Consider the following 23,665-nt stretch of genomic DNA (forward strand, 5'->3'; position numbering starts at 1 on the left):
ACTGCACTAAATATTAATTTTTATAAAACTATACACAAAAATTATGTTGTCAAAAACAGCATTTATCCACATCTTTTTAGACACTCTAATATGTTATAAACAAATATAAATATTAAGTTATTCACTATATGTAATATCTATTATTATTGTTATTAAGGATATATAAGAATGTTTATAGAAAAGATTGAAAAAGATAATTTATTAAATCCGCTTCAAAAAATAATTGGCATCGTTGACCGTAAACAAGCTTCCCCAATTCTGGCTAATGTACTAATTGAAAAAACAGAGTCCAATATACGGTTTATTGCTACTGACCTTGAAATTCAAATTTCAACTCAGTTTACCGATGAATATCAAACAAGCCCTGATACAGCAATTACTGTAGCTGCTAAAAAATTACACGATATCCTCAAGGTTGTACCTGAAGGAAGTAAAGTTACATTAGATATTAATGAGAGCCGCCTTTTAGTAAAAGTAAATAAAAGTAAATTTACTTTACAAACGTTACCTGCTCAAGATTTTCCTAAAGTTTTGGAAAATTTAGAACAAGCTATAAGTATTCAAATTGAACAGGGTAAACTAAAAAAATTATTTGCTATGGTCCAATATGCCATGGCACAGCAAGATATTCGTTACTATTTGAAGGGGGTTTTACTGGTTGTAGATGGAGGTTTTTTAAAATTAATAGCAACAGATGGACATCGTCTTGCTTATGTTGTGACTAAGCTTGACCAGGAATATCCTAAATCGGAAATTATCCTGCCCAGAAAAACTGTTAATGAACTAATTAAACTTTTAGCAGAGACAGATGAAAAAATTATATTTGAATTAGCTGAAAATCAAGTTCGTATGACGTTCTCCGATATTATTTTAGTTTCTAAGGTGATTGATGGGAAATTTCCAGATTATGAACGTGTTATTCCTAATTACACTAATGAAATTACGTTAAATAGAATTGAAGTATTACAGTCATTACAACGCGCAGCAATTTTATCGAATGAACAATTCAGGGGAGTACGTATTGTTCTTTCAGAAAATAATTTGCGCATTATAAGTAATAACAGCGAGCAAGAAGAAGCACAGGAAGATATGGAGATTGACTATCAGGGACCTGCACTTGATGTCGGTTTTAACGTCAATTATTTAATAGATGGATTAAATAATGCTGCTACGCAAACAGTAATATTCTCCTTTGGTGATGCAAACAGTAGTATTTTGATCACAATTCCTGGAAATGAAGATTTTAAGTATGTTGTGATGCCAATGCGTATTTAATAAATTTTAGTTAAATAGCTCAAGAAAAATGTTAAAGATAACGTGTAGATACTTTAGATCGATAATAATTAAAAAATTATTATAAATGATCTACATATTTAATTTCCTTAGTGCTACCTACTTAACACATTTCAAAATACCATTTAAGGTAAGTAATATTTCACATGCATTCTTAATGTTTCACGTGAAACAAATGAAAGAAAATAAATAATGAATGAATATAACTCCACTAGTATTAAAGTTCTCAAAGGACTGGAAGCAGTTAGAAAACGTCCAGGTATGTATATTGGTGACACTAACGATGGCAGTGGATTGCACCACATGGTCTTTGAGGCAGTTGATAATGCGGTGGATGAAGCATTAGCAGGTTTTTGCAACGAAATATCAGTAATTATTCACCCAGATAATTCGATTAGTGTGGCTGATAATGGACGAGGTATCCCGACAGATATCCATGAAGAAGAAAATCGTTCTGCAGCAGAAGTAATAATGACAGTTTTACATGCCGGTGGTAAGTTTGATGGGAACTCTTATAAGGTTTCAGGTGGCTTACATGGGGTCGGAGTTTCAGTAGTGAACGCATTGTCCGAATGGTTACAATTAACAATACACAGAGACAATAAAACTCATTTCATTGAATTTCGTATGGGAGAACCAGTTGCGCCACTTAAAGTAATAGGCGAGACAAACAAACGCGGCTCAGAGTTGCATTTTCTACCAAGTAAAGAGGTTTTCGGGCTTGTCGAATTTCATTTTGATATTTTGGCTAAACGCCTACGTGAGCTTTCTTTTTTAAATGATGGCGTAAAAGTTTCATTGATAGACAAACGGAATGGAAAAGAAGAACTTTTTGCATTCACGGGTGGAGTAAAAGGTTTTGTTGAATACATGAATAGAAACAAAAGTGTAATTCATAAAAATGTCTTTTATACGCTGGTTGAAAGAGAAGGCATAACAGCCGAAATTGCAATGCAATGGAATGATTCCTACCAAGAAGCGGTACAGTGCTTTACTAATAATATTCCACAGCGAGATGGCGGTACTCATTTGACTGCTATGCGTACGGCAATGACCAGGACATTGAATCAATACATCGAGACTGAAGAAATTGCTAAAAAAGCCAAAGTTGAAACAACTGGCGACGATATGCGTGAAGGATTAACAGCGATTCTTTCTGTAAAACTCCCCGACCCAAAATTTTCTTCGCAAACCAAAGATAAGTTAGTTTCTTCAGAAATCCGCCCTGTTGTTGAAGAATTGGTTAGCCAGCAATTAATGGCATTTCTGCTAGAGAATCCTAATGATGCCAAAGTAATTGTTGGAAAAATTGTTGAAGCGGCGCATGCCAGGGAAGCTGCTCGTAAAGCTCGCGAATTTACACGTCGTAAAGGGGTGCTGGATGGTATGGGATTACCTGGTAAGTTAGCTGACTGTCAAGAAAAAGACCCAGCGCAATCGGAATTGTATTTGGTTGAGGGTGATTCTGCCGGAGGCTCGGCCAAACAAGGACGCGATCGTAAGTTTCAAGCTATTTTACCGCTTAAAGGTAAAATTTTAAATGTTGAAAGAGCGCGTTTTGAAAAAATTATTTCATCACAAGAAATTGCTACATTGATCACAGTTTTAGGTACTGGTATTGGCCGAGATGAATACAACCCGGACAAATTGCGTTATCACCGCATCATCATAATGACAGACGCTGACGTAGATGGATCACATATACGTACCTTGTTATTAACGTTCTTATACCGTCAAATGCCAGAATTAGTTGAGCGCGGTCATGTTTATATTGCACAACCGCCGCTATATAAAGTTAAACAAGGCAAAGAGGAACGTTATTTAAAAGATGATACTGAAATGAAATCATTTATGCTTAGCTCAGCCCTTGTTAATGCTGAACTTCATACTGATAAAGATTCACCAGCATTGGGAGTTGAAACACTCGAGAATCTGGCAAAAGGATATTTCCTTGCGGAAGCCATAATAGATCGCTTATCCCAGGTTATCGCGAAGGAAGTCCTGCATGCCATGCTTAAGCGACCAGACATTCAATTGGATAGTGCAGAGCATGCAGAACAAAGTGCGATAAGTTTGCAGCGAGTTTGTGGTACAGAAATTGTTGTGAAAGCAGATATTAATCCAGACAATGATGAAAATCGTTTACGTTTGGAAAAACATTTTCATGGTAATTATTCTGTAAGCTATATCGAGCCGAGCTTTTTACATAGCGGGGATTACACTCAAATTAAACAAACAGCACTCGCCTTGGATGGATTGTTTGGCAAAGGCGCCTACATCAAGCGAGGGGAACAGCGTAAACCCATAGCTGATTTCAAACAGGCCATTGAATGGTTACTGGAAGAGGCTAAACGTGGAGTCAGCATTCAGCGCTATAAAGGGTTGGGAGAAATGAATCCAGAACAGCTGTGGGAAACTACCATGGATGTAAAAAATCGTATTTTATTGCGCGTTCAAATTGAAGACATGATTGCAGCAGACGAAACTTTTACAACTTTAATGGGAGATATAGTGGAGCCTCGGCGTGCTTTCATTGAACAGAATGCTTTAGGAGTTAAGAATCTTGATGTATAGCATTTCAGTCGGTTGCCAAAAAAATTGAAGGGAATCTTAATAAATTTATAAATTCAACCAAGCTTATATATTCTTTGATCGTAATACTCGCCCCTGAAATATTTTTCAGGGGCACCTCTAAAAATTCAATTTTCGAGCAGCAGTTTCGCAGCTTGCCCGCTTACCCCGTTGCTATGCAAGGCAAGGCGCGATAAAAAAATTGAACGCAGCATATATTTGATATGTAAGTGAAAATATTTTTAGAGTGACGTAGTGTTGTGATGAAGATTAAGTTTTTAGAGGCGCCCTTCAACAGTAGTTCGCATGTTTTTAGTGTACAAAACTCGCAACTCTTTCCTTCTTTAAACTTTGCTACAGCAAGGCTGGTTAGAAGCTACGTATGGCAACTTATTGTCAGTTTGGTTGAGTCATTATCGCGCCGAATTCACAAGCCTTAAGGATGTTTGCAGAGGGTCAAACAACCCCTTGTCACTATTCTGAAGGGAAATGCCTGACTGCTATGACGTATTTAAGTTACCTGAAAATAATAACTTACAGGGGAGAAATCCCTTGATAGCTATCCAAATGGCTTTGGCTGGAGAAATCGAGGGCGAGTAGTTACTGAAGAATAAAGACAATTATGAGGTTAAGAATGAAGTGGCTGCTCTGGATATTGTTACTGGTTAATCTGATATTTTTTTCATTTATTCAATGGGGCGAAATGTTGACCGGTGAAAATAAAAGTCTGAAACATCAATTGCCACTGAACGTAGATAAGATCCAGTTGTTGCCTGCACAGCCCGCCAAAACAGCAACATTGCAGGATCAGATAGCATTCACCGATGTTTGCCTGGAGTGGGGAGAGTTTTCCGGTACTGACAGCGAGCGTGCAGCAGCAGCTTTGGCTACATTGAACCTGACCGACAAGCTGACGCAGAAACAATCTGAGTATATGGTTGGATACTGGGTGTATATACCGCCCGCTGAAACCCGTGCGAAAATGAATAACAACATCGCAGAACTCAAAAAGCTTAAAGTGGATAACTACTTTGCCGTACAGGACGCCGGAAAATGGGAAAAAGCTATTTCGTTAGGTATATTCAAGTCAGAAAAATCAGCGCGTAGAGCGTTAGGTAGCATTAAGGCTAAAGGCGTTAAAACTGCTGAGATGGGAGAGCTTATGAGCAAGTTTAAGCTAACTGTATTTGTGTTGAAATCTCCAAACGAAGAAGTAATTGAAAAAATGGTAACGTTGCAAAATAAGTTTGCCGGTAGTGCGGTGCATATGGTGGCTTGTGATTAGACATAAGCATAGTGTGCGAGTACCAGCACGATTGACAAGAGGCGGTTAAATATGGAAAATGCCGCGCTCTTCGTTGCAATTGAAGGCTGCTTTGCTAAAGCGACGATAAGACTCCAGGTGATATAGCTCAGATGGTTAGAGCGCAGCACTCATAACGCTGAGGTCGGTGGTTCAACTCCACCTATCACCACCAACTTAAAGGGCTCAGATAATTTCTGAGCCCTTTTTTTTGCATGAATTTCCACAGTACGCGAAGTTATAGCAGGTGTTGATGTGGGTAACACCTTCATCAAAGCCACCGAAAGCAGAGTTTTCCGCGGGTTTGGCTCTGCCATATTGATATCAGCTAGCCCACAGATCGCCTCGCTACGGCCTCGAATTGAACCTGCTCGGCCAGGTTCAACCAACAAGTTACGCGCTGAGCTACGCGTAAGACAATTTATCACAAGCATATAGTGCGCATATCAGGTATTTTCCATGGCCACAAAATCGCTGTCCTGTTAGACTTCAAACGATTTAAGACGACTATGAAGGTCAACATTTGAGTGCCAATGCCATTAACACCGAACCGTGGGTCACAGCCGAACAAGTCGCCCAGCACTTGGGCGTCGTGAAAGACACCGTCTACCGCTGGCGTGAGCGCAAGGGCCTGCCTGCGCATAAAGTTGGCCGCCTGTGGAAATTCCAATTGTCCGAGGTTGATGAGTGGGTGCGCGCGGGCGGCGCGGATGAAGAAAAGCACAGCAATGGTCAAACGCCATCGTCAAATAACTAAGGATATGGCCTGAATGCCAACATTGAACTGGATCGGCAAAGAAGCTGTCGTCAAACACCACAAGGAAGTGCCGTTTCGTCTGCTGGAACCCGTGCCGGAACTCTCCTGCGGCTCTGCTGATAGCGGCAATCTTATCGTGCAGGGCGACAACCTGCACGCACTCAAAGCTCTGCTGCCGCGCTATGCCGGTCAAGTGAAGTGCATCTACATTGATCCGCCTTACAACACCGGCAACGAGGGCTGGGTCTACAACGACAACGTCAACAGCCCGGAAATCCGCCGCTGGCTGGGCGAGGTGGTCGGCAAGGAAGGCGAGACGTTGGATCGGCATGATCGCTGGTTATGCATGATGTATCCACGCCTTGTGATGTTGAAGCAATTCCTGCGGGATGACGGGGCAATTTTTATCTCCATAGATGACAACGAGGTGGCGACGCTGAGGCTGTTGATGGATGAGATTTTTGGAAATCAGTGCTTTGTCACTCAAATAGCATGGCAATCACGCTATTCACGCTCCAGTGATGCAAGCATTTCCCTATCCCACAATCACATTGTCATTTACGCGCTGAATGTGGATTTATGGCGATCAAAGCGAAATCGCCTACCTCGAAGCCTTACTCAAGAGAAACAATATAAGAATCCAGACAACGACTTTCGCGGGCCATGGCGAGCAATTCCTTGGGATGCTCCAAATATTCGTGAAAACCTTTCATATCCGATAACAACGCCCAAAGGAACCGTTCGATACCCCCCAAAGGGCAGGTGCTGGTCTCGAACAGAAGACCAGTGGAATGAAATTGTTGATCAAGGTATGGCCTATTTTGGGAAGAATCAGGATGGCGTTCCATCTTTCAAGTTGTTTCTAAAAGACGCACCACAGATAGTTCCAAATAGTTGGTGGCCTCACGAAGAAGCAGGCCACTCAGATGAGGCAAAAAAGGAACTACACGAAATATTCTTTGGGGATGCGGGTTTTGCGACCCCTAAACCTACTCGTCTCATCCAACGCATTCTCCAAATAGCTACTGACAAAGATTCCCTGATACTCGATTCCTTCGCCGGTTCGGGCACCTCTGGCCATGCAGTGCTCAAACAAAATATCGAAGACAGTGGCTGCCGCCGCTTCATCCTCGTGGAAATAGATGAAGGTATCGCCAAAAACGTAACCAGCGAGCGCGTACGTCGCGTTTCGCAGGGATATGCCAACGCAAAGGGTCAAACTGTAGAAGGACTTGGCGGTGGCTTCCAGTTCTGTAGCCTGTCTGCCGAGCCCCTATTCACTGCCGAGGGACAGATTCGCTCCGATGTCACCTTTGCCCAATTGGCCGAATTCGTCTGGTTTGCGGAAACCGGGACGGGGTTTCAAATCCCCGCTAGCCCCCCTTTTTCACAGTGGGGGATGGATGGTGAAGCGCAAAAGGCTTTCCCCTTTGAAAAAGGGGGTGAGCTTGCGAGGGGGCAGAGGGAGATTGTGTCGCCACTTCTAGGTGTGCATGAAGGACGCGGCATTTACCTGCTCTACAACGGCATCCTTAAAGACAAATCCATCGCCGGTGGCAATGTACTCACCGGGCCGGTGTTCGACGTGTTGCCGCAGTTCGTAGGCCCGAAAGTAATTTATGCCGCTGCCAACCGCATGGGCGGCCGCGCTACGCGTGAAGGCATCACCTTCAAGCAAACCCCTTATGCGCTGGAGGTGTGAGTGAAGAACTCTTTTAAGCTTTGCCGTGACAAAGATTTGCGTGGTTCGTGGAATGCACAGGTGTGGCTGGCCGATGAGCGCGTAGTTTGTTGGCAACTGCGGGCAGTAATAATCTGGAGTTGATTGATAAAAGGGGGTGCACAAATGGGTACAAAGACACTGGTTGATTCGGCTATGAAGCTTGACCCTGCCGAACGCTTTAAGCTGATTGACGAGCTTTTGCATAGTCTCGACCGTCCGGATCCGGAACTAGACCGCGTCTGGATTGAGGAGGCGGAGCGACGACTAGCAGCCTATCGTACGGGCCTAATACAGGGTATTCCGGCCAGCGACGTGGTCGGCGAATTGTAATGCGCGAGGTGATGCGCATCGATTTTTCCCCGCAGGCCAAGGCGGAGTTCGAGGACGGCGAAGCGTATTACGAAAGGCAGGTTCCCGGTTTAGGCGCACGTTTTCGAACGGAAGTACGCCAGGCCTTGCTGCGCATGCGCCACTGGCCGTTAGCGGCACCGGTCGAGCGTGGGGATATTCGGCGCATGATTTTGAGCCGATTTCCATACAAGCTGCTGTATTCGGTTGAGCCGGATTGTTTTTTCATCATTGCTGTGGCCCACATGCACCGCGCACCGGATTACTGGATCGATCGGGAACCATCGTGACGAGCTTTACCCCCAAAACTTACCAGTCACAAGTGCTTGATAGTGTGGAAGCCTACTTCAAGGCCTGCCACGAACTGCCGTCCCCGTCGATTGCCTTTACCGCGACTACGGAGCGCCTGTGGGGCCGTGGCAATACGTACAACCCGTTATCGGGCTTCCCGCCCGATATGCCGTATTTCTGCTTGCGCGTGCCCACCGGCGGCGGCAAGACCTGGCTGGCGGCGAAGAGCGTTCAGCTTGCCAACACGCATCTACTGCGCTGCGAACACAGCGTCATTCTGTGGCTGGTACCATCGAAGCCGATTCGCGAGCAGACACTGCGCGCTTTGCGCAATCGCCAGCATCCTTATTACATCGCGTTGCGCGAAGCCGGGTCAATCACCGTACTGGATCTGGAAGAAGCCAAGAGCGTGACACGCGCCACGTTGGATACCTCGACTACAATCATCGTGGCCACGCGGCAGGCGTTTCAGGTGGAAGAGGAAGAGTGCCGCAAGGTATACCAGTCCAGCGGCGCGCTGATGCACCACTTCGACAATCTCTCGCCCACGCAGCGCGGCGAACTGTTGACCGAAGGCGAAGGCTCGGACCGAATCACGCCTTATTCGCTGGCCAATGTGCTGCGTCTGCGTCGGCCATTAGTGGTCGTTGACGAAGCGCATAATAACCGGACTGAACTGGCCTTCGACATGCTGGCGCGCTTCCGCCCCAGCGGGGTGATGGAGCTGACCGCCACGCCCGATTTGAAACGCACACCCAGCAATGTACTGCACAGCGTATCGGCCGCCGAGTTGAAGGCGGAAGAAATGATCAAACTGCCGGTGGTGCTCGAAACGGAGCCGAACTGGCAACAGTGTTTGGCCGACGCCATCGGCCGACGCGATGCCCTGCACAAGCTGGCAGACGACGAACGTCGGGCGGGTGCCGCCTACTTGCGGCCGTTGGTGCTGATTCAGTCGGAGCCGCGCCGAGCGGGCATCGAGTCGCTGGATTTCGATCGTGTACGCAACGAGCTGATTACCAACCACGGCATTCCCACAAGCGAGATCATCGTGGCCACCACCGAGGAAAAAGGGCTGGAACAGATTGATGCGGACTACAAGCTGGGCATTGCCGACCCGACCTGCCCAGTAAAGTTTGTCATTACGCAGAGGGCACTGGCCGAAGGCTGGGACTGTCCATTTGCCTATATTCTGGTCAGCATGGCTTCGCTGCATTCGGCCACGGCGGTAGAGCAGTTGCTCGGTCGCGTGTTGCGGCAACCTGGCGCTAAGCACGCCCAAGCGCGGGCGTTGAATCAGTCCTACGCTTTCGTCGTTTCGCGCAACTTTGCAGAAACCGCCAGTGCCTTGCGTGACCGATTGGTGGCTGGTGCAGGTTTCGAGCGGCGCGAGGTGGCCGAGTTCGTGACAGCGGCCAAGGCCGAACAATCGCGGCTGGATCTGGAAGGGCACGCCGGACGCGTAGTCGTTCGGCCGGTGGCGATTACCTTGTCCGAGAAACCCGATCTCAAGAGTATGCCCAAGCCGATCCGCGACAAAGTGAGTTGGGATGGCAAGATGAATACGCTGACCATCAGCACGCCGCTGACCGAGGACGAGGCCGAAACACTCAAGGCATCAGTCACGTCAGAAACAGCGGCGGCGGCTATTATTGAAGCCGCTGAAGTCAGTCGCACCACCGCCATCGAGTTTTTCCAGACACCTGCCGAACTGGGTGAACGCTTCTGCGTTCCGCAACTCGCGTTGCGCATTCAGGGTGAGCTTGCTTTGTTCGATGACCCAGAGGTCCTGGAGTACCCGTGGGATCTTTCGCCTTACGATGCTGCGCCAACGGCCGATGACCTCTCTGTACTTGGTGCGGGCTTTAAGGTTTCGGAAGGGGGCGAGATTGATGTAGATGACGTCTCTGGCCGTGTTATTTCGCGCTTCTTGCCCGATCTGCAACGGGATTTGGGGCTGGTGTACAAACCCGAAAACTGGGACGAAATTCACCTCGCTACCTGGTTATGCCGCAACCTACCGGAGCAATCCCTCACTCACGCGAGCAAGCAGGCTTTCGTCGCCGCGTGGCTGACTGATCTGATGCGCCGAAACGATATCACGCTGGCGCGCGCTAACCTGCAAAAGTTCTTGATCCGTAATCGCCTTGAGGTGCGCATCCGCGACTTGCGCAAACAGGCAGTGGGCAAGGCATTCCAGCAAACGCTGTTCGGTGACGATGCTGCAACCCGCGTCGCGGTGAGTGATATCTATGCTTTCGATTTTCACCCGCATGGTTATGCGCCCAGCCGCGACTATGACGGCCGCTTCGGCCACTTCGATTTCAGGAAGCACTTTTACGGGCGCATTGGCGATTTCGACAGCAAGGAGGAATTCGAGTGTGCTTGTTGGCTGGATATTCAGGCGCAGCAGGGCCGCATTCAGTTCTGGGTGCGCAACCTGGTGCGGCGCGAAGGCAGTTCGTTTTTCCTGCAAAAGGCTGATGGGCGTTTCTACCCGGACTTTCTGTGCCAGCTTCCCGGAACAGGTGACAAGCCCGGACCGATTCTCACCGTCGAATACAAGGGTGCCGACCGCTGGTTATCAGCCGAGGATGACCGCTTGATTGGCGGTCTGTGGGCCAGTCTTTCCGAGGGGCGCTGTCGATTTGTGATGGTCAAGGATAAGCGCTGGGACTGGATTGAGGAGTATCTGACGTGAGCGATGGCGAAAAAGTTGATCCGCAACCCTTTTGACGGCGCTGCGTGAGTTAATTCTGTAAGGCCGACAGCAAAGGGCTGCCTATGACAGACGCTTACTACCGCAATTGGCCAACGTGCTGATAAGGGAGCTTGGTAGGATATTTTATGCTTCCAACTTGCGTTATAAACACTTGTTTGGCATAAAATTTCAATATGTGATGCACTGCGCCTCGAATTGAGCTGGAAGCACTACCGCTAGTTGCCGTGCATATTGAAAAAGTGTTTGCCGACAGTGAGCTGGAAGAAGATTCAGTTCTTTTAAATTTTCGAATAACTGCCGCTGACGGCAAAAGCCACAACACCAAGCTGTATTTTGAAGAGCAGTTGCAGCACATTCGGGAAATCCGCCCTTCCGAGCGCTAACTGGTTAACTAAGGACAAAGAGGGAATGACCACAAAGAAATCTACCCCGACGTGGAGTAACGTAAAAACCAGACTGAACGATTTCGATCGCGCTGGCTTGCTTGGTCTGCTGCAAGACCTGTACGCAGCCAACAAGGATAACCAAATCTTCTTGCACACCCGCCTCAGTTTGGGCGACGATGTGCTCAAGCCTTACAAGGTCATCATAGACCGCTGGCTGTGGCCCGATTTGTCCAGGAATCAGGACACCTCTGTCGCCAAAGCAAAAAAGCCTATCGCCGATTACAGACGCGCCATCGGTCAAGCGGAAGGTCTGGCCGAACTGATGGTGTTTTATTGCGAGCGTGCAGCAGGGTTTAGCAATGATGTCGGTCTGCAGGATGAAGGCTACTTCGATGCGCTGGTGCGGATGTTCGAACAGGCCTTAAAAACCATTGCCAGTTTGGCCGATGTGCAGCGCCAGCCGTTATGGGACAGGCTGGATACTGTGTGCCGCACCTGCCATAACTTCGGCTATGGCGTGGGTGATGATATGGACGATTTGCTTAGTGATTATGGGGTTGATGACTGAACGCGATCTATTGGCCGCGCTGCAAGGTAAAACACCCGGCTGATCGCGCTCTTGGATGATCAGCAATGTGTATAGAAAACCCAATTTTTTAACCATATTCATTATGACGTGATAAGAAAATGCAATTTTTTATACACGTTTGAGTGATATGTTGTTGGTACTGCTCAACCAGGCCGACCATCGGTGCGTGGTCGCCAGTAGACAGGAAAATAGCGCACCGCCCAAGACCCAAAACACGCCAGCCAGACTGCTCCAGCAGCGACATACAGCCAGTGTCCAGTTTGTATGGGCAATATGTCCGCCAGCACGCGCAGTATGGCAACAAGCTGTATTCCGATAAACATTAAATTGATCGGTTTACCCACGTTCATCGGCAGCCCAGAATGACCGAGTGTGACGCGTGTGGCCATGCCGATCAGTAAAGTGGAGAAGCAGCCTATGGTCAATGCATGCAAGGGCGCAAGTCTCCAGATAAAAGTTTCGCCATTGCTGATGAATAGTACAAAACTTTGCACGGCAAACAGCAGCATGGCGATTCCGATCCAGGCAAAACCGATGTGCAATATGCCCAACAGCGGGAATTTCAAGCTGCGGCGTAATCCCCAGCTGTGCGTTAAATAGAGCGCTACGATAGCCAGTGGCGCGTCGCATAGCCAAAGCCAGGCAGATGCATTATTGATTTGTAGCAGGCCATGGCCCGCGCTGGCCGCCAAGATGATCCACCAAGCCCAATGCGGGCTCGGGATATAGTTATGCGTCAGCGCACTGGCGGTGAAAAATGGAATCATGCGATGCGCAACACTGGAAAATACCGGTAACAAAAATAGCCACAATCCGCCTTGAATAGAGAGATGCAACCATGCTGCGTTACCACTCAATAACCAGACTAGATAGGCAACGAGGCTGCACCAACCCAGGCTCAGTGCGACGAAAATGAGTTGCGGGTGACGTTTGTTTTGGTGTGTCGTGTCAAGCAATACGCGCAACAGTGCATACAGTGCCAGTAGCCATCCCGATAGCGTGCTGACGATGGCAATTATCAATAGGGTATGGCTAAAAAATAGTCCGAGATAGAAACTGACAGTCCCTAGTATGAGCAGCAAAAAGGCGGGCATATATCGATGTCGTGGAATGTCGCTACCTTTCATCCAGCGTGGATAGGTCGTCATCAGAAAGCCGAACATAAAAAACGGAAACAAACCGTACATCATTAACCATGCGTGTGCGGCATTCGGTGCAATTGCCCAAGCCAGGGGGTGCCAGAGCACACCATAGCTTGTCAGCAACTCAGTCAACAGCCACACCATTACGGCGACAGCTTGCAGTGCGCCACCAAAGAACATGACGCGGTGAGGTGCGGCACTAAAGATATGCCACTGTTTTGAAAGTATCATAAGTTCGTGTCGTTTATCGGTGCTCAATAGTGGAGCATAACAGGACGTTAGCTGAGTTTATTGCTGTGCATTTTAGTACTGTCTTTCGAACGTTTTATGCGTGCCGATATTCTACTCGGTGCGGCTCATCAAACCCAGCAGGTGCAGCTCGATAGGTTAAGTTGAATGAAATGAAACCCAACGTCACTGGGGATGGATGAACCATTCCACTGACTCGAAATAATTTGAAATTGGAACCAGCTGGTTTAATAATTAGATTAATAGAAGTACTGGGCAGTTGTTCCTGCCAATGGATAAGCCCCATCAAGTGCTATAATTCACGCTTATTGTGAATGAGTTGTGTAATGCTTGCTGTCTTGAATTTCAAATCCCATCTCTCCGAATTGTTTGCGCAGGCTATGCACGTTGTTGCACCTGAAGCGACACAGACCAATATCCTCATCGAGCGTCCCAAACAGGTGCAGCATGGTGATTACGCTTGTAATCTGGCGATGCAGCTGGCTAAGCCATTGCGCAAATCACCACGTGATATCGCGCAAGCTTTGATCGCGGCCTTGCCTGCATCTCAAGTGGTGGAAAAGGTGGAGATTGCGGGAGCGGGTTTCATTAATGTGTTCATTACTACTGCAGCCAAACAGAATGTGGTGCGTAGCGTGCTGCAGGCAGGAGCGAGCTACGGTCATATTCATCTGGGTGCGGGTCGTAAGTTACAGGTGGAGTTTGTATCTGCCAATCCAACGGGGCCGCTGCATGTAGGACATGGACGCGGTGCAGCGGTGGGTGATTGTTTGTGCCGCGTGTTGCAGGCGGCAGGTTGGAATGTAACGCGAGAGTTTTACTATAACGATGCTGGTGCGCAGATCGACAATCTCACGCTATCAGTACAATTACGCTGCAAGGGTGTGACACCTGACGATCCATCGTGGCCTGAAAATGGTTATCGCGGCGATTACATCACTGATGTCGCCCGTGCGTATTTGGCGCAAGAAGCAGTGGAGGCCGACGATCAACATGAGCGTGCATCTGGTGATGTGAATGATGCCACTGCCATCCGCCATTTTGCGGTCGCTTATCTGCGCAGTGAACAAGATCTCGATTTGCGCGCCTTTGGCGTAAATTTCGATGTGCATTCGCTGGAGTCTGCACTCTACACCGACGGTAAAGTGGAGGAGGCTGTCAGCAAGCTTATTGCCAGCGGCCACACGTATGAGCAGGATAATGCACTATGGCTGCGCACGACAGATTTTGGTGATGACAAAGACCGTGTAATGCGCAAGAGCGATGGCAATTTCACTTATTTTGTACCGGATGTCGCTTATCACCTGGATAAATGGCGACGCGGCTTTACCCGCGTCATTAACGAACAGGGTGCAGATCATCACAGCACTATCACACGCGTGCGCGCGGGACTGCAAGCTTTGGATGTTGGCATTCCGCCAGGTTGGCCGGATTATGTGCTGCACCAGATGGTGACTGTACTGCGCAATGGCGAAGAGGTGAAAATATCCAAGCGCGCGGGCAGTTACGTCACTCTGCGTGACTTGATTGATGAAGTGGGCTGCGATGCGACGCGCTTTTTCCTGGCGGCGCGCCATCCCGATACTCAACTGGTGTTCGACATTGATCTGGCAAAATCGCAGAGCAATGAAAACCCTGTGTATTATATTCAGTATGCACATGCGCGTATCTGTAGCGTGTTGGGCCAGTGGGGCGGCGATGCTGCGGCGCTTAGCCAAGCCGATGTAAGTGTTCTGGAGAGTGACTACGAGCGCGCCTTGTTGCAACGTCTGATTGACTACCCGCAAGTAATCGAAAACGCTGCGGAAGATTTGGCACCGCACCTGATCGCATTCTATTTGAAAGATTTGGCCGCTGATTTTCACAGCTATTATAATGCTTCACGCTTTCTGGTTGAGGAGGAAGGCGTTAAGCAGGCACGGTTGGCGTTGATTGCTGCGGTGGCGCAGGTAATGCGCAACGGCTTAGTGCTGTTGGGTGTTTCCGCGCCGGAAAAAATGTAGGTTGGCTTTCTTTCACTGAGATGAAAGTTAACAAGGTTGTAATTAAATGTGAAGTTACCGATTCTATATGGGTTGTTCAACGAACTTTGCGAGAACGATATGAAACTTTTTAAAGATTGGTTATATGAGTAAAAATAGTAACACTCGATCTGCTACGCCGCGTCAAGGCAGTCTGTTGCTGACTGGCATTTTGATCGGAGTGGTAGTGGGTCTGATCATTGCTGGTGGAGTGGCCTGGTATATTTTAAAAACGCCCGGCTCGTTCGTAAATAACGTGTCAAATGAAACAGCTAAGCTTGCACCGGACTCTGAGAATCGGTTTCCAAAAACCACTCCAAAAACTGCTCAAACACCCACATCTTCGGCGGCTGTATCAGAAGAGGATAACGGCAAGCCACGTTTTGAATTTTACGAGGTGTTAACCGACAAACAAGATACAACGGTAGATATTAAAAAAAAACGTGAAAATACAGTAACGAACGAGGATAAGCCTGCCACTGCCAAGCCTGCGGGTGATGCAACTGCCAAAGATATTTATTTTTTACAGGCGGGTTCATTTTCCAATGCGGATGATGCCGATAGATTAAAAGCCAAGTTGGCTATGCTCGGCATAGAAGCCAGTGTGCAAATCGCGATCATTCCTGATAGAGGGGTGTGGCATCGCGTGCACGTTGGTCCTTATAGGGGCAGAGAGGAAATGAATATTGCATTAGGCGCGTTGAAACGAAATGGGGTGAGTGCTACTCCAATGCTTGCGCAATAGGCGAAAACGTATGTTTGCTGGATAAAAGTATCGCTTACTTATCAACCGTATGCCGCATTCAAATTTTTTACTCTCGCCTTGTCTTGTTTAGCAATTTGAATTTATAGAGGTGCTCTAAAATAATTTAGCTATTAGTCTGAACGCACATTATTTGTATGTATGAAACTGTATTAAATTTTGGTTGTCAGGCAGTATTGTGGAAAAGTAGTGTCGCGTTTCATATACCCGAATAAAAAATATGCATCATAAACAAATAGTAATGTGTGTATAACGTCGCTATATGGTATATGTTTATTTACAGTCTTAAACTTTGTATGGAGATAGATATGAGATTCATTAAACAGATTTTTGTGGTCCTGGCTTTTTTATGTGTTAACCCGGTTTTTGCTGAGCCTGTAGTTGGTAAGGATTACAAAGTGCTCCATACGGCACAACCGTCGCATGCAGGTAGTAAAATTGAAGTGTTGGAATTTTTCTTCTACGGTTGCTCACATTGTTACGACTTGCACCCAGCGATAACTGCGTGGGAAAAAAAGATGGCCAAGGATGTCGAGCTGATCTATGTGCCGACCATTTTCAATAAATCGTGGGAGCCGATGGCACGCACTTATTACACGTTGGAATTGCTGGGACAGGAAAAGCAGCTACATGATGACCTGTTCAATGCTTGGAATGTGAACAACATTGACCTCAGCGACAAAGCCAAGATTGTAGACTTTGTTGGCCAGCGTGGCGTAGATCGCAAGAAATTCAGCGATGCCTATAATTCTTTCACCATACAAAGCAAGATAACACGCAGCAAACAATTGGCGAAGATCTATGGTATTCGCGGCACACCGTCGCTGACGGTGGACGGGAAATATCTGATTAGCGGCCTGGGACCAGATAAAAGCATTACAGTGTTGAACGCTATTGTCGACAAAGCTCGCAAAGAACGTGTGGTCAAAGATTAGTGGCCGCACAACGCGTCGTTATCAGCGGCGCATCCAGCGGCTTGGGTCTGGCGCTGGCTCACCATTATCTTAAGCAAGGCGCGATAGTTGGGGTGTTTGCCCGTCGCGCTGATTGCCTGCAAAGTCTCTCTGAGCAGTTTCCACAACAGGTGTATTGTTATCCATTGGATGTGCGTGACTCGGCTGCCGTGCAAGCGGCTGCGCAGAGCTTCATCGCGCACATGGGGGCGCCGGATATCGTGATTGCTAATGCTGGTATTAGTGCTGGCACGCTTACTGAATATGCCGAGGACATTGATATTTTCCAGCAGATTATGGATGTCAATATCATGGGTGTAATGAAAACTTTTCAGCCGTTTCTTGTGCCTATGCGTGAGGTTGGGCATGGCGTGCTGGTTGGTATCGCTAGTGTGGCAGGATTTCGAGGTTTGCCGGGGGCGAGTGCTTATTCTGCATCCAAGGCGGCGCTGATCACTTATATGGAAAGTTTACGTGTCGAGTTGCGTGATAGTGGGGTGCGTGCAATTACTATCTGTCCTGGCTACATTAAAACGCCGATGACTGCCATCAATCCGTACCCCATGCCTTTTATTTTGCCTGCCGCCGAAGCCGCGCGCCGTATCGCACGAGCGATTGCATCTGGCAAGTCATTTGCAGTAGTGCCATGGCAGATGGGGTTGATAGGACGCATGCTTAAGCTGCTGCCTAACTGGTTATATGATTTTGCATTTTCACAGGCTCCACGCAAGCCGCGTAAGACGTTATAACTTTAATTTATAATTTGGATTTAAGGTACCCTTGATTTGAATGCAGTACATGCTTTTCAAGGTTTCACTGCCTGTTCTGAAAAAGTCATATCTTCCCGTACTCGTATAAAGCGCGCAAATCGTGGGATACCGGTTTTTTTATATAGTCCGTTATAACGGTAAGTTACCCATTTACCCAACTGGGGCGGATGGTTCCTATCGGCATCAGATAGACCTGAACCCAGTCGAAAGCGCATTCCATCGGCCGTTTCCACTTCCAGTGCACCTAATACGTTTGCATACTTACCTTTACCCGGCAAGTGCGCTACTACCTTGGCTTCAGCATCTTCATAGGGTTTTAATTTTAATAAGTCGTCGCTGCGAACTGCTTGGTAAAGTGAACCACCACGATGCAGCATCAGGCCTTCACCACCTTGTTTGATCACCCGCTTAAGCATTGTTCTCAACGCGGCATGGTCGGCCACTTTAAACTGTTCAACGTGGTGCACCCAGGGTTGACCGATTTCTGTGATGACAGGCTGTAGTGCCGCATTGCGTTCCGAATAACTACCTGGATGTGCCGGCAGATCGAACACCATGAAGCGCAGCATGCGCCACTGAGCTTCGTCCGGAATTTTTTTTCTGACGGTAGAAATTGCACGGGAAAACTGGCCGTGGCCAACCCATAACTCCCCATCGAGAGGAATGTTCGGCCAGCCAGCGGTGAACCATTCCGGGGTCTCGATATGCTTGCCGCTACGCGTCAATAGTTTCACACCATCCCAGTAACCGCGCATGCCATCAAATTTTTCACTAACCCAATAATCTGTTAGCGTGACCTCGCTTCGAAGAACATTTGCCAGCATCACGTGAGGTGGCGCAAGCTCCGCTGCTCTTACAGGCAAGCAAAAAAAAGCAAGCGCTAGCGATAAAGTACACAACTGCATCCAGCAGGGAAGCTTGATTCCTGACCAGCGGTGCATGAATTTCAGCAAACAGATTTTTTCCATGGGAGACCTTAGCACGGGAGCACGTGCGATTGCAGTATTGAAGCTAACAATTTACTCGCAGAACAAATTGGTGATTCCCGGTATGCTCGGGTAGGAGAGTTGGTAATAGCGTAAGCTCGCTCGGGCATAAGGCCACTTTTTAGAATAGAATTACTTCAGATTGATGTAATGCATACCCAAGCGAGTCATTATTTAATTTTTTCGGGTTTAATTTCCCCGATTTTAGAGGAGAGGGCTGGTTGAATCCAGCGAGTTGTAAGATCGCAGTTAATAAAGCGTTTAACCCGCCAGTTTGCGCTTAAGAATTTCATTCATCTGAGCAGGGTTGGCTTTGCCTTTGCTGGCCTTCATGGCGAGGCCAACAAAGAAGCCAAACACTTTTTCCTTGCCGCTGCGATATTCGGCAACTTGCGTTGGATTGGCGGCGATAATCTCGTCCACCATTGCCTCCATTGCGCCGATATCGGACATTTGCTTTAAACCTTTTGTTTCGATAATGGTGTCGGGGTCGCCACCTTCACTCCAGAGTATCTTGAAAACTTCTTTGGCGGCAGAGTTAGAAATGGTTCCATCTGCAATGCGTTTAAGCATGCCACCTAGTTGCTGGGGTGAAATAGGACATTGTGTAATATCGCGGTCTTCACGGTTAAGTGAGGCGCTTACATCACCCATCAGCCAGTTGGCACACAACTTTGCTTCCTTGGGGACTTCGTTTAGTGTCGTTTCGAAGAAATCCGCCATTTCTCGTGAGGAGGTCAAAGTATCGGCGTCGTAGTCAGATAAACCGAGATCGGTAACATAGCGTGCCTGTTTGGACAGCGGCAACTCGGGGAGCGTACCGCGTATTTGTTCGATCAACTCATTATCAATCGCTAACGGCAACAAGTCAGGGTCTGGGAAATAACGGTAATCGTGCGCGTCTTCTTTGCTGCGCATGGCGCGGGTTTCACCCTTGTCGGAATTGAACAGTACTGTCGCTTGATGGATGGTCCCGCCGTCTTCCAGTGTATCTATTTGCCACTGTGCTTCATACTCAATAGCCTGTTGCAGAAAGCGGAACGAATTCAAGTTTTTGATCTCGCGGCGTGTGCCTAATTCAGCCCCTGGGCGACGAACAGAGACATTTGCATCGCAGCGGAACGACCCTTCCTGCATGTTGCCATCGCAGATGCCGATCCAGCGCACCAAGGTATGCAGCATTTTGGCATAGGACACGGCCTCGGCGGCAGAGCGCATGTCCGGTTCTGAGACTATTTCCAGCAGCGGTGTTCCAGCGCGGTTGAGATCGATGCCTGTCATGCCCTGAAAATCTTCGTGCAATGATTTTCCTGCATCTTCTTCAAGATGCGCACGAGTCAGGCGAACCACTTTTTTATACGTTTTCCCTGCTGTTGTTGTTGGGACCTGAATAGTCAACGAGCCTTGGCCAATTATCGGTAAATCAAACTGACTGATCTGGTACCCCTTGGGCAGGTCAGGATAGAAATAATTTTTACGCGAAAATTCAGAGCGTTGCGCAATGTGCGCACCAACTGCAAGGCCAAACCTGATAGCACGTTCCACCGCGCCACGGTTTAGCACTGGCAATACGCCAGGCAGAGCCAAATCTACCGCGCAAGCCTGTGTGTTAGGTTCTGCGCCAAATGTGGTTGAAGCGCCAGAAAAAATCTTGCTGTTGGTTGAAAGTTGAGCATGTACTTCCAGTCCGATAACGATTTCCCATTGCATGGTGCGGTTCCTTACCCCTCGATATGTTGCGGAGTGCGGGTGTGCCAGTCGGTCACCTGCTGATATTGATGTGCTACGTTGAGCATGCGCGCTTCGTCGAAATAATTGCCTATGATTTGCAAGCCAATGGGCAGGTCATTGCCGCCGAAGCCTGCTGGGATAGACATGCCGGGAAGGCCTGCGAGATTCACCGCGATGGTATAGATGTCGGAGAGGTACATCTGTACAGGATCATCATTTTTTTCACCAAGATTGAAGGCCGTGGTGGGCGTCGTTGGCCCCATGATGACGTCACATTGCTTGAATGCTTCATCAAAGTCCTGCGCGATCAGACGGCGAATTTTCTGTGCCTGCAAATAATAGGCGTCGTAGTAACCGTGCGATAGTACATAAGTGCCGATCATGATGCGCCGCTTCACTTCTTCGCCAAAACCTTGTGCGCGTGACTTTTCATACATGTCCGCAAGATTGGTGTATTCCGACGCACGGTAGCCGTAACGCACACCGTCGTACCGAGACAGATTGCTGGAGGCCTCTGCCGGAGCCAGCACGTAATACACAGGAATGGACAATCGCGAGTTGGGCAGACTGATATCTACCACGCTAGCACCTAGTTTTTTATATTCGGCAATGGATGCTTCGATCGCTGGCGCAACATCTGCACTCAAACCTGCTGCGAAGAACTCTTTTGGCAGTCCGATGCGTAGACCATTCAGCGGCTTATTTAAATCTCGTGTGTAATCTTCTGATTCACGTTGCAGGCTAGTAGAATCACGTTCATCAAAACCAGCCATGACATTCAGCATCAGCGCCAAATCTTCTGCGCTGTGCGCCATTGGCCCAGCTTGATCCAAGCTGGAGGCAAAGGCGATCATGCCATAGCGGGAAACCACACCGTAAGTCGGTTTCAGGCCTGAGATACCGCATAGTGCAGCTGGTTGGCGGATAGAGCCACCAGTGTCAGTACCGGTGGCCGCTGCGCATAATCGTGCCGACACAGCGGCTGCACTGCCGCCGGAACTACCGCCAGGCACGGCCTTGTGGTTCCAGGGGTTTTTTACAGTGCCAAAGTAAGACGTTTCATTGCTGGAACCCATGGCGAACTCGTCCATGTTGGTTTTGCCTATATTTACCGCGCCAGCGCTGTTGAATTGCTCAATTACATGCGCATCGTAGGGAGCAATGAAATCAGACAACATTTTCGAGCCACAGGTAGTCCGCCAACCCAATGCACAGAATATATCTTTCTGGGCAATGGGAATGCCAGTGAGAGCGTTGGTTTCGGATTGGACCAACTTGACATCGGCTGCGCGAGCCTGCGCCAAGCTCATCTCTTCATTAACCGTGATGTAGGCGTTGAATTTTGAGTTGAGTGTGGCAATGCGATCAAGATACAGTTGCGTTAACTCAACGCTGGAAATTTTCTTGCTGCGCAATGCTGCGCCTAGTTGTTGCAAACTGGAATTAAGCATGGTCTTGGAACTGGATAGTTATTCTATGACTTGTGGTACTAAATATAATCCATTTTTAGCTTGTGGGGCTGCAGCCTGAAATTGCTCACGTTGGTTGAGTTCCGTGACCACATCCTTGCGCAAGCGTTGGGTTATATCTTGAGCGTGCGACATCGGTGCAATCCCATTAGTATCGACTGCCTGCATTTCGGCGATCAATCCAAAAATATTCGAAAGCTGGTCGTGCGCCGTTTGTGCTTCCTGCTCGGACATTCCTAGTCGGGCCAGTCGTGCGACCTTATAGACATCATTGATGCTGAGCGACATAAGCTGAATTCTTTATCTTTATTAAAGGTAGCTTAATAGGTTATCATCAAATATTGTTGTGAGACTAATTTTTTACGATATCGGGCACATTTTTTCTTTATATACGATATCGGGCGCATTTTTTCTATTCTGGGATTCATCATGTTTGGATTTTTTAACAGCTATTTTGCTAATGATTTAGCGATAGATTTGGGCACCGCTAACACCCTGATCTGGGCACGCGGCAAAGGCATAGTGCTGGATGAACCTTCGGTGGTAGCAATTCGCCATGGGAGCGGTCCAAACGATAAGAAGGTGATTCAGCAGGTTGGGCTGGCAGCCAAGCAGATGCTCGGACGAACGCCAGGCAATATAACTGTCATACGTCCGATGAGGGACGGCGTAATTGCTGATTTTACCGTCACCGAACAAATGCTTAAACAGTTCATCAAGAGAGTGCAGAAGTCTGGCATTTTCAGCCCCAGTCCGCGCATCGTGATTTGTGTGCCATGTGGCTCAACTCAAGTAGAGCGGCGCGCTATCCGCGAATCTGCTTATGGTGCGGGAGCGCGCCGAGTGGAGTTGATTGAAGAGCCTATGGCAGCAGCAATAGGCGCTGATCTGCCAGTAGAAGAGCCAAGCGGCTCGATGGTGGTGGATATTGGCGGTGGTACTACTGAAGTGGGTGTGATTTCACTTGGCGGCGCGGTGCACTCCGGTTCCATACGCGTTGGTGGCGACAAGTTCGACGAGGCTATTATTAATTACATCCGCCGCAACTATGGCATGTTGATCGGCGAAACGACCGCGGAACAGATCAAGAAAGAAATCGGTTCGGCATTTCCCGGCAGCGAAGTACGTGAAATGGAGGTGATGGGACGTAACTTGGCGGAAGGTGTGCCGCGCAGTTTCACCATTTCCAGTAATGAAATCCTGGAGGCCCTCACTGATCCACTTAATAATATTGTCAGCGCTGTGAAAATCGCGCTAGAGCAGACCCCCCCTGAACTGGGCTCGGATATCGCCAGGAAGGGTATGGTTCTGACTGGCGGCGGTGCATTGTTGCGTGATATCGACCGCTTATTGATGGAAGAGACTGGTTTGCCTGTGTTGGTTGCAGATGACCCGCTTACCTGTGTGGTGCGCGGTTCCGGCATGGCACTTGACCGGATGGATAACTTCAGTGGAATTTTCACCAGCGATTAAGCGGCAAGTTTAACGGTGTGGAAAATTATAAATTAATACAGCCTAGTAACTCCCTTCTCTTTTGACTTTCCTTCCGTGAACGTAAGGAAAGTAGTGTTGTAACTGAGAACTATAAGCGAAAATGG

Annotated in this window: 21 protein-coding genes and 1 tRNA gene; 17 read left to right on the top strand and 5 right to left on the bottom strand. The window is 48.0% G+C overall.

Features of this window, described 5'->3' with window-relative positions:
• Nucleotides 1-168: 168 nt before the first annotated feature.
• The 12 genes from dnaN to MJ770_RS02330 all read left to right on the top strand — a co-directional run bounded on the left by dnaN (nucleotide 169) and on the right by MJ770_RS02330 (nucleotide 11,962).
• Nucleotides 169-1,275, top strand: coding sequence for a DNA polymerase III subunit beta (gene dnaN / locus MJ770_RS02280; RefSeq protein WP_239249989.1), 1,107 nt, complete (start codon nucleotides 169-171; stop codon nucleotides 1,273-1,275).
• A 210-nt stretch (nucleotides 1,276-1,485) separates the two neighbouring features.
• Complete coding sequence (gyrB, locus tag MJ770_RS02285) at nucleotides 1,486-3,867, top strand: DNA topoisomerase (ATP-hydrolyzing) subunit B (RefSeq protein ID WP_239249990.1); 2,382 nt, start codon at nucleotides 1,486-1,488, stop codon at nucleotides 3,865-3,867.
• A 631-nt stretch (nucleotides 3,868-4,498) separates the two neighbouring features.
• A complete protein-coding gene (locus tag MJ770_RS02290) occupies nucleotides 4,499-5,149 on the top strand; it encodes a hypothetical protein (RefSeq protein WP_239249991.1) in 651 nt (216 codons plus the stop codon).
• A gap of 116 nt (nucleotides 5,150-5,265) precedes the next feature.
• Nucleotides 5,266-5,342: transfer RNA gene (locus MJ770_RS02295), tRNA-Met, on the top strand.
• Between the two features lie 348 nt (nucleotides 5,343-5,690).
• Entirely contained in the window at nucleotides 5,691-5,924 is a 234-nt protein-coding gene (locus tag MJ770_RS02300) for a helix-turn-helix domain-containing protein (protein ID WP_239249992.1), read from the top strand.
• 13 nt (nucleotides 5,925-5,937) lie between these two features.
• Nucleotides 5,938-7,626 (top strand): site-specific DNA-methyltransferase, encoded by a 1,689-nt coding sequence (locus MJ770_RS02305; protein WP_239249993.1) that lies wholly within the window; start codon nucleotides 5,938-5,940, stop codon nucleotides 7,624-7,626.
• Nucleotides 7,627-7,749 carry a hypothetical protein gene (locus tag MJ770_RS15365; protein ID WP_256448785.1) on the top strand — a complete coding sequence of 41 codons (123 nt, stop codon included), beginning with the start codon at nucleotides 7,627-7,629 and terminating at the stop codon, nucleotides 7,747-7,749.
• 21 nt (nucleotides 7,750-7,770) lie between these two features.
• Nucleotides 7,771-7,977 (top strand): addiction module protein, encoded by a 207-nt coding sequence (locus MJ770_RS02310; protein WP_239249994.1) that lies wholly within the window; start codon nucleotides 7,771-7,773, stop codon nucleotides 7,975-7,977.
• A complete protein-coding gene (locus MJ770_RS02315) occupies nucleotides 7,977-8,285 on the top strand; it encodes a type II toxin-antitoxin system RelE/ParE family toxin (protein WP_239249995.1) in 309 nt (102 codons plus the stop codon). The genes MJ770_RS02310 and MJ770_RS02315 overlap by 1 nt, the downstream gene beginning before the upstream one ends.
• Nucleotides 8,282-10,987 (top strand): DEAD/DEAH box helicase, encoded by a 2,706-nt coding sequence (locus MJ770_RS02320; RefSeq protein ID WP_239249996.1) that lies wholly within the window; start codon nucleotides 8,282-8,284, stop codon nucleotides 10,985-10,987. Before MJ770_RS02315 ends, MJ770_RS02320 begins: the two co-directional genes overlap by 4 nt.
• A 245-nt stretch (nucleotides 10,988-11,232) precedes the next feature.
• Nucleotides 11,233-11,391 (top strand): virulence RhuM family protein, encoded by a 159-nt coding sequence (locus MJ770_RS02325; protein WP_239249997.1) that lies wholly within the window; start codon nucleotides 11,233-11,235, stop codon nucleotides 11,389-11,391.
• Between the two features lie 25 nt (nucleotides 11,392-11,416).
• Nucleotides 11,417-11,962 (top strand): hypothetical protein, encoded by a 546-nt coding sequence (locus tag MJ770_RS02330; RefSeq protein WP_239249998.1) that lies wholly within the window; start codon nucleotides 11,417-11,419, stop codon nucleotides 11,960-11,962.
• 164 nt (nucleotides 11,963-12,126) lie between these two features.
• Here the strand turns inward: MJ770_RS02330 and MJ770_RS02335 are convergent, their stop codons facing one another.
• Complete coding sequence (locus MJ770_RS02335) at nucleotides 12,127-13,356, bottom strand: NnrS family protein (protein ID WP_239249999.1); 1,230 nt, start codon at nucleotides 13,354-13,356, stop codon at nucleotides 12,127-12,129.
• 344 nt (nucleotides 13,357-13,700) lie between these two features.
• On the opposite strand from MJ770_RS02335, the gene argS reads away from it, so the two are divergent.
• The 4 genes from argS (at nucleotide 13,701) to MJ770_RS02355 (ending at nucleotide 17,860) form a co-directional block, all read left to right on the top strand.
• The gene (gene argS / locus MJ770_RS02340; RefSeq protein ID WP_239250000.1) at nucleotides 13,701-15,377 is read left to right on the top strand and encodes an arginine--tRNA ligase; all 1,677 of its coding nucleotides are present in this window, start codon (nucleotides 13,701-13,703) and stop codon (nucleotides 15,375-15,377) included.
• A 124-nt stretch (nucleotides 15,378-15,501) separates the two neighbouring features.
• Entirely contained in the window at nucleotides 15,502-16,140 is a 639-nt protein-coding gene (locus tag MJ770_RS02345) for an SPOR domain-containing protein (protein ID WP_239250001.1), read from the top strand.
• A gap of 326 nt (nucleotides 16,141-16,466) precedes the next feature.
• A complete protein-coding gene (locus MJ770_RS02350) occupies nucleotides 16,467-17,093 on the top strand; it encodes a thiol:disulfide interchange protein DsbA/DsbL (RefSeq protein WP_239250002.1) in 627 nt (208 codons plus the stop codon).
• The gene (locus MJ770_RS02355; protein WP_239250003.1) at nucleotides 17,093-17,860 is read left to right on the top strand and encodes an SDR family oxidoreductase; all 768 of its coding nucleotides are present in this window, start codon (nucleotides 17,093-17,095) and stop codon (nucleotides 17,858-17,860) included. The genes MJ770_RS02350 and MJ770_RS02355 overlap by 1 nt, the downstream gene beginning before the upstream one ends.
• A gap of 56 nt (nucleotides 17,861-17,916) precedes the next feature.
• On the opposite strand, the gene MJ770_RS02360 is transcribed toward MJ770_RS02355, so the two are convergent.
• The 4 genes from MJ770_RS02360 to gatC form a co-directional block, all read right to left on the bottom strand.
• On the bottom strand, nucleotides 17,917-18,849 hold the full coding sequence (locus tag MJ770_RS02360) for a DNA ligase (protein WP_239250004.1): 933 nt from the start codon (nucleotides 18,847-18,849) through the stop codon (nucleotides 17,917-17,919).
• A 279-nt stretch (nucleotides 18,850-19,128) separates the two neighbouring features.
• Nucleotides 19,129-20,577, bottom strand: coding sequence for an Asp-tRNA(Asn)/Glu-tRNA(Gln) amidotransferase subunit GatB (gene gatB, locus MJ770_RS02365; protein WP_239250005.1), 1,449 nt, complete (start codon nucleotides 20,575-20,577; stop codon nucleotides 19,129-19,131).
• 11 nt (nucleotides 20,578-20,588) lie between these two features.
• Complete coding sequence (gatA, locus tag MJ770_RS02370) at nucleotides 20,589-22,049, bottom strand: Asp-tRNA(Asn)/Glu-tRNA(Gln) amidotransferase subunit GatA (RefSeq protein WP_239250006.1); 1,461 nt, start codon at nucleotides 22,047-22,049, stop codon at nucleotides 20,589-20,591.
• Between the two features lie 18 nt (nucleotides 22,050-22,067).
• Nucleotides 22,068-22,355 carry an Asp-tRNA(Asn)/Glu-tRNA(Gln) amidotransferase subunit GatC gene (gene gatC / locus MJ770_RS02375; RefSeq protein ID WP_239250007.1) on the bottom strand — a complete coding sequence of 96 codons (288 nt, stop codon included), beginning with the start codon at nucleotides 22,353-22,355 and terminating at the stop codon, nucleotides 22,068-22,070.
• 141 nt (nucleotides 22,356-22,496) lie between these two features.
• Here gatC and MJ770_RS02380 point away from each other — a divergent pair, with 141 nt between their 5' ends.
• Nucleotides 22,497-23,540: a rod shape-determining protein gene (locus tag MJ770_RS02380; protein ID WP_239250008.1), complete on the top strand. Its 1,044-nt coding sequence runs from the start codon at nucleotides 22,497-22,499 to the stop codon at nucleotides 23,538-23,540.
• The last annotated feature ends 125 nt before the right edge of the window (nucleotides 23,541-23,665 follow it).

This window comes from Candidatus Nitrotoga sp. M5 (assembly GCF_927904885.1).
Classification (GTDB): domain Bacteria; phylum Pseudomonadota; class Gammaproteobacteria; order Burkholderiales; family Gallionellaceae; genus Nitrotoga.

Bases quoted from the DNA above. Each gene is read 5' to 3' on its own strand.
- dnaN (WP_239249989.1), top strand. From the start codon at position 169: ATGTTTATAGAAAAGATTGAAAAAGATAATTTATTAAATCCGCTTCAA.
- gyrB (WP_239249990.1), top strand. From the start codon at position 1,486: ATGAATGAATATAACTCCACTAGTATTAAAGTTCTCAAAGGACTGGAA.
- MJ770_RS02290 (WP_239249991.1), top strand. From the start codon at position 4,499: ATGAAGTGGCTGCTCTGGATATTGTTACTGGTTAATCTGATATTTTTT.
- MJ770_RS02305 (WP_239249993.1), top strand. From the start codon at position 5,938: ATGCCAACATTGAACTGGATCGGCAAAGAAGCTGTCGTCAAACACCAC.
- MJ770_RS02310 (WP_239249994.1), top strand. From the start codon at position 7,771: ATGGGTACAAAGACACTGGTTGATTCGGCTATGAAGCTTGACCCTGCC.
- MJ770_RS02315 (WP_239249995.1), top strand. From the start codon at position 7,977: ATGCGCGAGGTGATGCGCATCGATTTTTCCCCGCAGGCCAAGGCGGAG.
- MJ770_RS02330 (WP_239249998.1), top strand. From the start codon at position 11,417: ATGACCACAAAGAAATCTACCCCGACGTGGAGTAACGTAAAAACCAGA.
- MJ770_RS02335 (WP_239249999.1), bottom strand. From the start codon at position 13,356: ATGATACTTTCAAAACAGTGGCATATCTTTAGTGCCGCACCTCACCGC.
- argS (WP_239250000.1), top strand. From the start codon at position 13,701: ATGCTTGCTGTCTTGAATTTCAAATCCCATCTCTCCGAATTGTTTGCG.
- MJ770_RS02345 (WP_239250001.1), top strand. From the start codon at position 15,502: ATGAGTAAAAATAGTAACACTCGATCTGCTACGCCGCGTCAAGGCAGT.
- MJ770_RS02350 (WP_239250002.1), top strand. From the start codon at position 16,467: ATGAGATTCATTAAACAGATTTTTGTGGTCCTGGCTTTTTTATGTGTT.
- MJ770_RS02360 (WP_239250004.1), bottom strand. From the start codon at position 18,849: ATGGAAAAAATCTGTTTGCTGAAATTCATGCACCGCTGGTCAGGAATC.
- gatB (WP_239250005.1), bottom strand. From the start codon at position 20,577: ATGCAATGGGAAATCGTTATCGGACTGGAAGTACATGCTCAACTTTCA.
- gatA (WP_239250006.1), bottom strand. From the start codon at position 22,049: ATGCTTAATTCCAGTTTGCAACAACTAGGCGCAGCATTGCGCAGCAAG.
- gatC (WP_239250007.1), bottom strand. From the start codon at position 22,355: ATGTCGCTCAGCATCAATGATGTCTATAAGGTCGCACGACTGGCCCGA.
- MJ770_RS02380 (WP_239250008.1), top strand. From the start codon at position 22,497: ATGTTTGGATTTTTTAACAGCTATTTTGCTAATGATTTAGCGATAGAT.